Below are 11,778 nucleotides of genomic sequence, written 5' to 3' on the forward strand. Positions count from 1 at the left end.
CGCTTCGCATGGCGCTTCGACGGCTACTCAGCAGCGACCCATCGCGGAGTTCGAAGCTCTACCTCGGGATCGGCGTTCTCTCGCTCGTGAAAGCGATCGCGGTACGCGACGATCGAGAACGGTTCCGACGGGAACTGGCCGACGCCGCCCTGTTCCTCGGCGTCGGGCTCGTACTGCGACAGTACAGCCAACTCAAGGAAGAAAAGCGGACGGAGATCGAATCACAGGTCCCCGACTGGGTGGCGGACATCGCGAGATCCGAACCGGCACGGCAAGGGGTCCGGAACCTCGCCAGACAGCGGTTCGGGGAGCAAGAGCCCGAACCGACCCTGCGGGACCGCGCCCGCGGCGTGCTCTCGCTGTCCGAATAACGACGGGCGCTCGAGGCGATCGGTCACGTTCCCGAGCCGACGTGCTCCTCAGACCGAATCGGACAGCGGCTCGAGTTCGGCCGTGAAGTGACGGAGTTCTGGAGTTGCCGGATTGGCCGTGATCTCGAGTCCGGGGATCTCCTCGGGGGATTCCAGGACGGACGCTGCGGTCTCGACGACGTGGTCGAAGTGTTCCCGGTGGTAGGTCCGGCGCGGCACCGCGAGCCGGACGAGTTCCGGGCGGTCGGTGTCGGGGAACGCGAAGCTCCCGAGTTCGACGCCTCGAACGCCGCCTTCGCGGTAGAGTTCACAGACCAGCGCCTGCCCGGGGAACGCCTCGTCCGGGAGGTGCGGGAGGGCCTCGCCGGCGTCGAGGTAGACCGCGTGGCCGCTGGTCGGCGTATAGACCGGGACGTCGGCCGCCGCGAGTTGAGCGCCGAACTCCCGGACCTGTTCGACGCGATCGGCGACGTACGCCTCCTCGACGGCTTCACGGAGGCCGACGGCCATCGCGGCGACGTCCCGGCCGGCCATCCCGCCGTAGGTCGGAAAGCCCTCGTAAAGGATCGCCCGTTGCTTGCACCGTTCGAACAGCGTTCGGTCGTCGGTGGCGACGAACCCGCCGACGTTCACCAGGCCGTCCTTCTTGCCGCTCATTACGATCGCGTCGGCGTAGCCGAGCTGTTCGCGGGTGACGTCGACGATGTCCGTCTCCGGGTCGGCGAACTCGTCTTCCCGCTGGGTGACGAAGTAGGCGTTCTCCGCGAACCGACAGGCGTCGATGACGAACGTCGCGTCGATTTCGTCCGCGAACTCCCGGACGCGGCGAGTGTTGTCGACGCTGACCGGCTGTCCGGCAGCGGAGTTGTTCGTGATCGTCTGGACGACAACCGGGACGTGCTCGGCCCCTACCTCGTCGACGACCGTCCGCGCTCGATCGATCGAGAAATTCCCCTTGAACGGGTCCTCCGAATCGGGGTCGTGTGCGGTCTCGACCGGACAGTCGACCGGGTCTGCCCCCTGATTTGCGACGTGGGCACGGGTGGTATCGAAGTGCGTGTTGTTGAGGACGACGTCGCCCTCCGAAAGGAGCGACCCGTACAGGACGTTCTCAGCGCCACGCCCCTGATGGGTCGGCACGATGTGGGAAAACCCCATCACGTCCCGGACGGCCGACTCGAGCCGGTCGAAGCTCTTCGATCCCGCGTACGCTTCGTCGCCGCGGATCAGCGCGGCCCACTGGGCGTCGCTCATCGCTCCGGTCCCGCTGTCGGTCAACAGATCGATGAAGACCTCCTCGCTGTTCAGGTTGAAGACGTTGTACCCGGCGGCGTCGAGGTTGTGTTCCCGCTGTTCCCGCGAGGGGAGCCTGATCCGTTCGACCATCTTCGACTTGTACGCGACCATACGCCTCCTGTAACGTGGAGACAGTTCAATTCGATTGACGAAACCTGCGGGCCGACGACCCGACTCGAGAAGCGGGGGACGAGTCCGTTCAGTGATGCGCAACTTCGAAACGCCGCTATCGGGACGACGGGTTCAGTCCCGGCTGTGGTCGTCCTCGGCCCAGCGGAAGTCGGTTCCGTCGTCGGTGTCGACCGCCCCGCCGAAGGCATCGTTTTCGATCCGCGTCGGCGTCGGATCGGGGCCGACGAGTTCCGGCCCCGTCGTAGATTCGGAACGGGACCGACCGTCGGTCTCGAACGTGATCGCCTCGAGTGCAGGGTCGTCCGGACGGACCGTGACCGACGGCTCGGCGACGAACACCGTTTCGTCCGGCAGAGCGGGTCCGCCGTCGGCGGTTTCGCGCTCATCACCGATCGCGTCCGCCCGTTCGGCGTCGGGCGAGAGGGACGCGAGATCGGCGAACAGTTCCGCGGCAGTCAGGTCGTCCGCGTCGACGGCGGCGTCGGTTCCCGGATCGTGATCGCCGCCGGCAGCAACGAGGTCCGCCGGCGAATCGACATCGTGTGCGGCGAGAACGGCGTCGGGGTCGGCATCGACGTCCTCGAACACTTCCGTTACTGTCGGGTCCGTACTCATACGCCCGGCCTCCACGACGGAGCCTTTCGTTACGGGCCGATTACCCGCGAGTGCGACGCTGTATCCGGCCCCTGACAGACTACGGCTACGCACGACAACCCTACCGATTCGAGTCAACGGCCGATTGACTGCGCATCGACGCGGCGCTGCTTGCTTGGCTTCGAACGCGGGACTCGAGACGACCGCCCGGTGGCGGGCTAGAAGAGGTCCTGTGTCAACTCGAGGGTCTTCTCGCGGTCATCCCACTCGACGAACAGCGCGACGCTGGTCGCGCTCGTGATGACGTCCTGCAGGTGGATCCGTTCCTCGGCCAGCGGCGTGACGATCTCGCTGATGATCCCCGGCTGGCTGGGGAGTTCGCCGCCAGTGACGCGGACGACGGCGACCGGGGAATCGACGGTGACACTCGAGAGTTCGTCGCGGGCGATGACCTCGCGGTGGAGGATGTTCTCGGCGCGTTCGGCCTCCTCCTCGTCGATGTAGAAGGTAACCGTATCCATCCCGCTGGCGACGGCGTCGATGTTGATGTCGCTCTCGGAAAGGGCCGCCGAGAGGTGATGGAAGATACCGGGCTGGTTGCGGATCGCGCGGCCGGCGACGGTCAGACAGGCGAGCGGGCGTTCGCGCAGATCCACGAGGTTCCTGAACTCGCCCTCGATGCTCGTCCCGCCCGAGAGGAGGTCACCGTGCTGGTAGTGGACGACTCGAACGTCGAGGGTCCCGTCCTTGTACGACAGCGCGGAGGGAGCGACGACTTCGGCACCGCGAAACGAGAGGTTCCGGAGTTCGTCGACGGAGATCTTGCCGACGTTGCGTGCGCCCTCGACGACGTGGGGATCGCCGGTCATGACGCCCTCGACGTCGGTGACGATGACGACCTCGTCGGCGTCCATGTACTTGCCCATCATCACGGCGGTCGTATCGCTGCCCCCGCGACCGAGGGTCGTGATCGAACCGTCCGGCCCCTCCGCGAGGAACCCGGTGATGACCGGCACCGTCTCGTCTAGCTCCTCGGCGACCTCGAACGCGCGTTGCCGGGTCTCCTCGACGTTTACCTCGCCGTACTCGTCGGTGACGACCGGCCAGTCGTCGCTGCCGGGTTCGAGGAAGGTCGCGTCGATGTCGCGGGCAGACAGCGCCGCCTTGAGCATCCGCACCGACGTGCGCTCGCCCATGCTGACGATCTGGGCGCGGTCGGCCTCGTCGGTCTCGAACGTGATCTCCTCGAGCAGGTCGTCCGTCGTCGATCCCATCGCGCTGGCGACGACGGCGATCTCGTGGCCGTCCTCGACGGCGGCCGCGATCGAGTCCGCGGCGCGGTTGATCCGGTCCCCGCTGCCGAGACTCGTCCCGCCGAACTTGGCTACGACCCGCATGCTGACACCTCACTAAACGTTCGCGTACTGGTGGCGTGGCTCATACTCCCTTCGTTACCAGAGCGAGCAGATAACTGTGTCCCATCGCTCGCATTTTTACCTGTGTTCCGACACCTTCGCTCGGGCGCTGGTCCACTGGAACGGCCGCCGCCGTCGGCGTCACCGGACGCTATCGCGGACTGGATTTATGGTCGTGCATAGCATTACCACACGCTAATGAACGTACGGGACGCACTCGAGGCCGACGCCGACGCGCTGGCGGCGATCGCCGACTCGCCGACCGACGTGATGCGCAATCTCGTCCACGACCGGACGGTACGCGTCGCGGAGGACGGGAGCCACGATCCCAACGCCGACGTCTCGAGTTCGCAGTACGACGGCTCCGATCCCGAGGACCTGCTCGGGTTCATCAGTTTCGACGCGCGGGAAGACACCGTTCACGTCACCCAACTTGACGGAACGCCGGAAGCCTGCAAGCGACTCCTCGCGGAACCGGTCCGGTTTGCCGAACGCGAGTCGATGTCCGTCGAAGTGCTGGTATCGCCAGAGACCGACGCAATCAAAGACGCCGCCGAAGAACTCGGCTTCGAACGGCAGGGGCAAGGGCCGCGGTTCAACGGCGCGCCGACGGTCCGGTTTCGACTCGAGCCGTCATAGCCGCCGCTGGGTCCCGTCGGCGGTGGAAAGCTGGGACTCGAGCGGCAGTAGGCTCCGGAACAGGGTTGCCATCGCCCAGTCACTCAACTGAACTTCTGGACGGTCACATCCAGCGTATCGAGGTCGACGATCGGCGCGTAGCCGGCGTCGGGGTCGATGTTGACGCTCTTCTGGAAATCGGTCTGGGCCTGCCAGCAGCCGGAGTTGATCGCGAGCACGCTGTGGTACTTCCCGAAGCCGAGTTTGTGGACGTGGCCAGTATGGAAGATGTCGGGGACCTCGTCGATCACGAGGTAGTCCTTCTCTTCGGGTGCAAGCCGGGTGTGGCCCCCGAACTGGGGCGCGACGTGGCGCTTTTTGAGCAACTGGTACATCGCCTTGTGCGGTTCGTCGTAGTTGGCCTTCTCCTCGGGCAGTTCCGCGATCACCTCGTCCAGCGAGACGCCGTGGTACATCAGCACGGACACGCCCTCGATCGTCACCGTCGACGGGTTGCTCACGATCCGTGGATCGTGGGCGGACATGATCCCCCTGAGTTCCTCGTCGAACCCCGGCTGGGGTTCAGCGAGCCGGACCGCGTCGTGGTTGCCGGGAATCATGACGATCTCGAGGTCGCCGGGGACCCGTTTTAAATGCTCGTTGAAGGCCCGGTACTGGTCGTAGATGTCGATGATGTCGAGTTCCTCGTCCTGATCGGGGTAGACGCCGACCCCCTCGACCATGTCGCCGCCGATCAGCAGGTACTCGACGTGCTGGGCCTCCTCGGTGTGGAGCCAGTCGGCAAACCGGTTCCAGGCGTCTTCCATGAACTCCTCGCTGCCGACGTGGACGTCGCTGATCAGCGCCGCCTGAACGTGACGATCCGCCGTCGACGGCTCGTGGGTCCGGGGAACGTCGGGGAAGTACATCGAGTCGACGAACGCGATCCCCGAATCGTCCGACAGCGTCCCCTCCATCGCCAGCACCTCGTCACAGAGCAACTCGTCGACCAGCTCGACGTACTCCCGATCCTTCATCACCAGCCACGGAAAGGTCCCCGTGGCGTCCTCGAGTTCGATCAGCCAGTGGCCGCTGGCCGTCGAACGAACGTCGTTGACGAGACCGACCATCGCGACCTCGCTTCCGCCCGGCATCGACTCGATCGATGTCGCCGGACGGTGATTGACCCGCCCCCGGAGTTTCGATCCGAGTCGCTCGAGTCGGTCGCGAAAGACCGAGACGAAGTCCTCGTACTCCCCCGTACCCGTACTCTGGCCGGTCATGTCGTTGGCGATCTCGAGATCTCGCTCCCCGAAACCACCAGTACGGTCGGAGGCCGACCCCTCCGTTTCAACTGGAGATCCCGAACTCGATTCGCCGGCCGTCGCCGTACCGGTTCCAGTTGAAACGGAGGGGTCTTCCTGCGAAGGGTTGGACTGAACGGCACGATCCGTGGAGGCGGCCGTCTCACCGCCCGTTTCGGGTCCAGTCCCACCGCCGGAATCGGCGGCCCGTTGCGCGCCGGGTCCGTTCGAACGCCCGGCGGCTTCCGTGAGGACCGCCTCGACGTGTGTCGGACGAACGACCAGCGCGTCCTCCGGCATTTCCTCGATGACGCGCTCGAGGACGGCGCGGGAGTCGTCTGACGACGCGATCTTCGTTACGGCCTCGCGCTCGGCGTTGTACCCGCGGCTGGTGAGTTCACTGACGATCCGGGCGGACCCCTCGAGTGGCACACGACTCGCATTCGTGACCGGAGAGAAAAGGCTAGCGAAACCCACGTCGGCCGTTTCGCTGCACTGCTCGTTGCCAGCCGTCTACGTTTCAGCCGAGAACAAACATCATATTGATCACCGTCGCCGAGAAATCCTTCGACCGATGGGGAGGTCCGACTCCGATTCCCGCGGGGCTTCCGCGGCCGACGATAGAGAGAACCGCTCCGATGCGGAGATCGATCCGCGGACCGAAACCGGTGACGGCCCGGCCACGTCCGACGCTTCCGGGCGCGGTTCGGCCTCGAGAAGCGAGACGACGGAAAACGGCGACAGGGAGACGGTCACGATCGAGGACGACGGTATCGTCCGCTGGTTCCTCCGGAGCGAAGACGACACCGTCGTCGTGGCCCGGGATGTCCTCAGCGGCGTCGCCCTCGTTGTAGTGCTCGGCCTCGTGCTCTTCGCCATCAGCGGCATCTGGCCGCCGCTGGTCGTCATCGAAAGCCCGAGTATGACACCGAATATGCAAACGGGCGACCTCGTCTTCGTCGTCGACGACGACCGGTTCGTCGGGGACGATCACGTGGACGGAACGGGTATCGTCCCGCGCGAGAACGGCGTTGAGACCGGCCACGAGAAGTTCGGCGATCCTGGCGACGTCATCGTCTTCAAGCCCGACGGAAGCGAGTCCCGGACGCCGGTGATCCATCGGGCACACTTCTGGGTCGAGGAGGGCGAAAACTGGGTGGAAACCAAGGCCGATCCTGTCGCCGTCGACGGCCGTACCTGCGACGAACTGGCGGCGTGTCCGGCCCCTCACGACGGGTTCGTTACCAAAGGGGATGCCAACGGGGGCTACGATCAGCTTCCGAACCGCGGGGCGGAGACCACCGTCATCAAACCCGAGTGGGTGACGGGAAAAGCGATGGTCCGGGCACCGTGGATCGGCTACCTCCGCCTGACGGTCGAGTCGAAGTTGTCCGCGATGGGACCGTCCACGCCGGCGGCCGGCCCCCTCGAGACCGGACGCGTCACCGCATCGGGGCCCGGGATCGCTTCGACCGCGATGTAATCGCTTCCCCCCGAGAGCAGAAAGTTGATTTCCCGGCCTCGCAAAACGGGTGACGATGAGCGGTTCCAATCCCGGTGATCCGGCTGATGATCCTGACGGCGGCGGACACGGACGCGACGGCCGTGATCATCAGGAGCGGACCACCGGTAGCGAACGAAACCCACCCGAGCGGTCGACGGAGGCCGCCGAGTCGAGTACTGTGACGATCGAGGACGACGGGGTCGTCCGCTGGTTCCTGCGGACCGAGGACGACACCGTCGTCGTGGTCCGGGACGTCCTCAGCAGCGTCGCTCTCGTCGCGGTGCTCGGGCTCGTACTCTTTGCCGTCAGCGGCATCTGGCCGCCACTGGTCGCCGTCGAGAGCGGCAGCATGGAGCCCAACATGGAGCGTGGGGATCTCATTTTCGTCGTCGACAACGGTCGGTTCGTCGGGGACGGTCCCGTCGACGGGACGGGCATCGTTACCCGCGAAAGCGGCGCGGAGACCGGCCACGAGAAGTTCGGCAACCCGGGCGACGTCATCGTCTTCAAGCCCGACGGAAGCGAATACCGGACGCCGGTGATCCATCGGGCACACTTCTGGGTCGAGGAGGGCGAAAACTGGGTCGACACGAAAGCCAACGAGGAGTACGTCGGCGGAGCCACCTGTACCGAGGTCCAAACCTGTCCCGCCGAGTACGACGGGTTCATCACGAAAGGGGACGACAACCCGGGCTACGATCAGGTCAGGGGCGGTGCGAAAACCGACGTCGTGAAACCCGAGTGGATCACGGGGAAAGCGATGGTCCGGATCCCGTGGCTCGGCCACATCCGGCTGACGTTCGACAAAGTCATCGGCGGCATGGTAGTCCCGACGCCATCTCCGACGCCGGGAATCGGCGGGGCGACTGCAGCCGGTTCGAGTCCGTCCGCCGGACCGACCGAGACCGCCGGCGTCTCCGGACTCACGGGAGTCGCCACGGGAGTAAGCGCAGGCCTCGGTGCCGGCGTCGCACTCACCGGCCGCCGATACCGGAACTGAGCGAGAGCCCGGCGCTCCGGCTTTGCTTTCGACCGTTGTCCGATCCCCGGTCGCACACGCATTCTTCGACCGCCGGGCCGACCGACGACTCGAGGTGAAACGACGGGCCGAGAGTCGGGTCGAAACGCGGGACGATCTGCTTTCTCGACCGCGAGGGGTTGGCGAGCGAGGAAAGGGCGGTTGACGATCGAGAGCGGCGACCGCCGAGTGACGGGATCAGTCGCCGGTCGTGATCCGGAGGCGGAGTTCGTCGCCGTGTTCGGGGACGTACCCGTTCGGATCGACGGGATCGCCGTCAACGGAGAAGATGATCTCCGTGTCGGAGTCGCGACCGTCGTAAACGGTGCCGTCGATGGTCACGACGTGGGCACCCGCTTGCTGTGTGTACTCGAAGTGGGGCAACAGGTCAATTCCTTCGGCGAACGTCACGGGGTCTCCCTCCATGTACCAGTAGTCGTCGCGTTCATGGAGGTGAAACCGGATCGAGTCGTCGGCGGCGTTCTCGGACTGGTATCGGTCGGCGGAGAGATCGACCGCCGTTCCGTCGACGACGACCTCGATCTCGCCGCGTTCGTACTCGACTTTTCGGTCCGCGAACACACAGCCGGCGAGCGACGCGATACTCGCCGTCGCGCCGATGACGTCCCGTCGCTTCATGTCGAAACGAATCCATCCCAGCTATATCGGTCCATCGAGTACGCCGGTTTTCCGCTCGTGTCTCCTACGGCGGACACGGATCGGTCTCGCACGTCAGTTCTCGAACCGTGCCTGTACGAACGGCTGGATGTCGTCGATGTCGCTCAGCCGGGAATCGGACAACAGGACCGCCTCGGTCTCCTCGAGCGGGACCGAGAGACTGATCTCCTTGGTACGGCCGTACCGCCCCTTCGAGACGACGACGGCGTTGACGATCCCGAGCATGTCCAGTTCGCTGATCAGGTCCGTGACCCGCCGCTGGGTCAGAACGTCCGCGTCGATCTCTTCACAGAGGCGCTTGTAGATGTTGAAGACCTCGCCCGTGTTGATGCTGTGAACCCCGTTTTTCTCGAGCAGGATGATCGCAAAGAGGACGAGTTTGCTCTGGGTGGGGAGCGTCCGGACGACCTCGACGACCCGGTCGAGTTCGATCTTGTCCTGGGCCTGCCGGACGTGTTCCTCGACGATCGTCTCGGACTGGGACCGCTCGGCCAGCTCGCCAGCGGTCCGAAGCAGATCGAGCGCACGGCGCGCATCCCCGTGTTCCTGTGCGGCGAACGCGGCACACAGCGGAATCACGTCGTCCGAGAGCGCGCCCTCCTTGAACGCGACCTCCGATCGATGTTTCAGGATGTCCCGGAGCTGGTTGGCGTCGTAGGGCGGGAAGACGATCTCCTCCTCGCCCAGCGAGGATTTGACCCGGGGGTCGAGGAAGTCGGTGAATTTGAGGTCGTTCGAGATACCGATGATCGACACCCGCGAGTTCTCGAGTTCGGAGTTCATCCGCGAGAGATTGTACAGGGTATCGTCGCCGCTTTTCTCGACGAGTTTGTCGATCTCGTCTAACATGATGACGACGACCCGTTCGTCGTAGTCGACCGCATCGAAGAAGACGCTGTAGACTCGATCGGTCGGCCAGCCGGTCATCGGAACTTCCTCGAACGATTCCTTGTCCTCCTCGAGCGTCTCGATCCGTTCCTCGAGATCGCTGCGGGTCTCGAAGGGAGTCGACTCGAGCGGATGGTCCGGTGGAAGGGCGGTTTCGGCGGGGGACTCGGGGTCGGTTTCACCCGACCCGTCGACGCTCGAGTCCGAATCATCGGCCGACGAATACCCCTCCGTTTCGACTGGAGAACCGCCGTGCTGCGGACCGATTTCGTCTCCAGTTGAACCGGAGCCGTCGGCATCGGTTGGCTCATCGTCACCGGCCCCATCGAGGCCGTCCGAACCGGAAAGGTCGTCCTCGAGCGTCTCGAAGAGATCGGCCTCGTCCTCTCCGGTAGCGGCCGAGCCATCGGATGAATCCTCGTAGTCCTCGAGGGACGACAGGAGGTCCTCGAGCGTCTCGATCCGATCGTCGATCCGACTCTTGTTTTTCTCGATGAACTTGTTAGCGAGTTGCGCCAGAACGCGATACTGCGTGTCGGTCACCTCGCAGTTGATGTACTCGACGTCACAGGGGACGCTGTACTTCTGGGAGGTACTCTCGAGTTCCTTGCTGACGAACTTCGCGCTGGCCGTCTTTCCCGTCCCCGTTTTGCCGTAGATGAGGATGTTCGACGGCGTTTCACCGCGGAGCGCGGCGACGAGGATCGTCGCCATCTTGTTGATCTGATCGCTCCGGTGTGGGAGTTCGTGTGGCGTATAGGACGGACGCAACACTTCCTTGTTCTCGAAGATCGGTTCCCCGCTGAGCAGATCGTCGAACAGTCCCTGATTTGACTCCTCGTCGCCGAGGTCGTCACTACCGAAGTCCGTCGAGAATCCGTGTGTTTCGTCTCCCCTGACGTCTTCCGAACCCGGGGGGTTCCCGTCGTCGTCTGACATTCGTCGTACACGCACCCCTTCGTTTCAGGTGGAAGTCGAACCCGAAAGCAGGAATATTGAACTGTAGACGAGCCAAACCGGCTCATCTACGATCCCAGTATCCAGGTTCGAATCCAGTTGATGCAAACGAAGCAGAGGAAGACCACGGTATTAAATTCTTCCCTTCGATTTGTCGCTCTAGTATATTATTGATACGCGCGTAAGTGTTGGACGACTCGAGCAATCGGTCTTGACTCCGTTCCTGCAGTGGACGGTTCGGACCGGATTGCGAATCGGGACGGGGTCTTGGACTGTGATCGAGAACCTTCCAACCGGGGGATAGCTCCGATCATATTATGTTGGGATGGTTCGGATTGGGCCGGCTGGTGACTCCTCGGAGAACGACACACCGTGGTACAGAGGGACAGTGGTGTATGCTACCAAAGGTAAGCGGAGATGAGGACCCCCCTCCCCCACCCCTTCGTTTCAACTGGAACGGTCGAACGGATGGGGTGGGGGAGGGGGTTCTCTAGAAGGGAGGGTTTTATGTTATTAGAGGAGAAACAGCATCCGCACTCCTAGCAAAAAGAAGATTTTACTAGACGGTATGGTTTTAGTTGCTAGTCTCAACTAGTATTTTCGATATTAGCCGCCCGAGTTACTAGAACAGTCGCTTTCCCGGAAAATCCTCCGGAGCGGGGTGTCTTCCTGCTTTCGAGGAGAAATCAGGGGGCAACAGAAGTCGGAGCCATCCGATTTCCGTTCCCTCCATCACTCGTCTCCAGTTGAAACGAAGGGGTGGGGGGATCCGTGGCCGGTTCGGAACGCCCATCTCGTCGGAGGGCTATGAAATGGTATTTAAACACATATGTATTCCTCTTGTCATCGGGTGAGATTCACCCAAATTCGTCTCTGATCTCCCGTCCGGGGTCCAGTTACCTTGTTCGAGGATTTGATCGTTCGTACGAGCGTGGGTGTCTCATGCTATCACAATTCTCTCGTGTTGGATAGTCAATGCGTTTGACGTAGGCTTAAGTGGGTC

Annotated in this window: 10 protein-coding genes; 4 read left to right on the top strand and 6 right to left on the bottom strand. The window is 63.7% G+C overall.

All coding sequences use genetic code 11. From position 1 onward, the window contains the following. The first annotated feature begins 8 nt into the window (after positions 1 to 8). Complete coding sequence (locus TX80_RS15835; RefSeq protein WP_049924209.1) at positions 9 to 371, top strand: hypothetical protein; 363 nt, start codon at positions 9 to 11, stop codon at positions 369 to 371. 48 nt (positions 372 to 419) lie between these two features. Here TX80_RS15835 and TX80_RS15840 read toward each other — a convergent pair whose 3' ends face one another. From TX80_RS15840 to TX80_RS15850, 3 genes are all read right to left on the bottom strand, one after another. Continuing rightward, positions 420 to 1,778: a tryptophanase gene (locus TX80_RS15840; protein ID WP_049924210.1), complete on the bottom strand. Its 1,359-nt coding sequence runs from the start codon at positions 1,776 to 1,778 to the stop codon at positions 420 to 422. A gap of 132 nt (positions 1,779 to 1,910) precedes the next feature. Next, positions 1,911 to 2,414 (bottom strand): hypothetical protein, encoded by a 504-nt coding sequence (locus TX80_RS15845; RefSeq protein WP_049924211.1) that lies wholly within the window; start codon positions 2,412 to 2,414, stop codon positions 1,911 to 1,913. 197 nt (positions 2,415 to 2,611) lie between these two features. Next, on the bottom strand, positions 2,612 to 3,790 hold the full coding sequence (locus TX80_RS15850) for an aspartate kinase (protein WP_049924212.1): 1,179 nt from the start codon (positions 3,788 to 3,790) through the stop codon (positions 2,612 to 2,614). A gap of 216 nt (positions 3,791 to 4,006) precedes the next feature. Between TX80_RS15850 and TX80_RS15855 the strand changes: the two genes are divergently transcribed. Then, positions 4,007 to 4,447: a hypothetical protein gene (locus TX80_RS15855; protein WP_049924214.1), complete on the top strand. Its 441-nt coding sequence runs from the start codon at positions 4,007 to 4,009 to the stop codon at positions 4,445 to 4,447. 83 nt (positions 4,448 to 4,530) lie between these two features. On the opposite strand, the gene TX80_RS15860 is transcribed toward TX80_RS15855, so the two are convergent. After that, the gene (locus TX80_RS15860) at positions 4,531 to 6,162 is read right to left on the bottom strand and encodes a DNA-directed DNA polymerase II small subunit (RefSeq protein WP_049924216.1); all 1,632 of its coding nucleotides are present in this window, start codon (positions 6,160 to 6,162) and stop codon (positions 4,531 to 4,533) included. Positions 6,163 to 6,304: 142 nt separating this feature from the next. On the opposite strand from TX80_RS15860, the gene TX80_RS15865 reads away from it, so the two are divergent. Both TX80_RS15865 and TX80_RS15870 read left to right on the top strand, forming a co-directional pair. Then, a complete protein-coding gene (locus TX80_RS15865) occupies positions 6,305 to 7,213 on the top strand; it encodes a S26 family signal peptidase (protein WP_049924217.1) in 909 nt (302 codons plus the stop codon). Positions 7,214 to 7,268: 55 nt separating this feature from the next. Beyond that, positions 7,269 to 8,234 carry a S26 family signal peptidase gene (locus tag TX80_RS15870; RefSeq protein WP_049924218.1) on the top strand — a complete coding sequence of 322 codons (966 nt, stop codon included), beginning with the start codon at positions 7,269 to 7,271 and terminating at the stop codon, positions 8,232 to 8,234. Positions 8,235 to 8,450: 216 nt separating this feature from the next. On the opposite strand, the gene TX80_RS15875 is transcribed toward TX80_RS15870, so the two are convergent. Together TX80_RS15875 and TX80_RS15880 are read right to left on the bottom strand one after the other, a co-directional pair. Next, positions 8,451 to 8,891 (bottom strand): hypothetical protein, encoded by a 441-nt coding sequence (locus TX80_RS15875; protein ID WP_049924219.1) that lies wholly within the window; start codon positions 8,889 to 8,891, stop codon positions 8,451 to 8,453. Positions 8,892 to 8,984: 93 nt separating this feature from the next. Further along, positions 8,985 to 10,757: a Cdc6/Cdc18 family protein gene (locus TX80_RS15880; RefSeq protein WP_049924220.1), complete on the bottom strand. Its 1,773-nt coding sequence runs from the start codon at positions 10,755 to 10,757 to the stop codon at positions 8,985 to 8,987. Positions 10,758 to 11,778: the final 1,021 nt, after the last annotated feature.

Origin of the sequence: Halopiger djelfimassiliensis (genome assembly GCF_000455365.1) — an archaeon.
GTDB classification, from domain to species: Archaea; Halobacteriota; Halobacteria; order Halobacteriales; family Natrialbaceae; genus Halopiger_B; species Halopiger_B djelfimassiliensis.

Coding starts and splice junctions, on each gene's coding strand:
- TX80_RS15880 (WP_049924220.1), bottom strand. CDS start 10,757: ATGTCAGACGACGACGGGAACCCCCCGGGTTCGGAAGACGTCAGGGGA.
- TX80_RS15855 (WP_049924214.1), top strand. CDS start 4,007: ATGAACGTACGGGACGCACTCGAGGCCGACGCCGACGCGCTGGCGGCG.
- TX80_RS15875 (WP_049924219.1), bottom strand. CDS start 8,891: ATGAAGCGACGGGACGTCATCGGCGCGACGGCGAGTATCGCGTCGCTC.
- TX80_RS15845 (WP_049924211.1), bottom strand. CDS start 2,414: ATGAGTACGGACCCGACAGTAACGGAAGTGTTCGAGGACGTCGATGCC.
- TX80_RS15850 (WP_049924212.1), bottom strand. CDS start 3,790: ATGCGGGTCGTAGCCAAGTTCGGCGGGACGAGTCTCGGCAGCGGGGAC.
- TX80_RS15835 (WP_049924209.1), top strand. CDS start 9: ATGGCGCTTCGACGGCTACTCAGCAGCGACCCATCGCGGAGTTCGAAG.
- TX80_RS15870 (WP_049924218.1), top strand. CDS start 7,269: ATGAGCGGTTCCAATCCCGGTGATCCGGCTGATGATCCTGACGGCGGC.
- TX80_RS15865 (WP_049924217.1), top strand. CDS start 6,305: ATGGGGAGGTCCGACTCCGATTCCCGCGGGGCTTCCGCGGCCGACGAT.
- TX80_RS15840 (WP_049924210.1), bottom strand. CDS start 1,778: ATGGTCGCGTACAAGTCGAAGATGGTCGAACGGATCAGGCTCCCCTCG.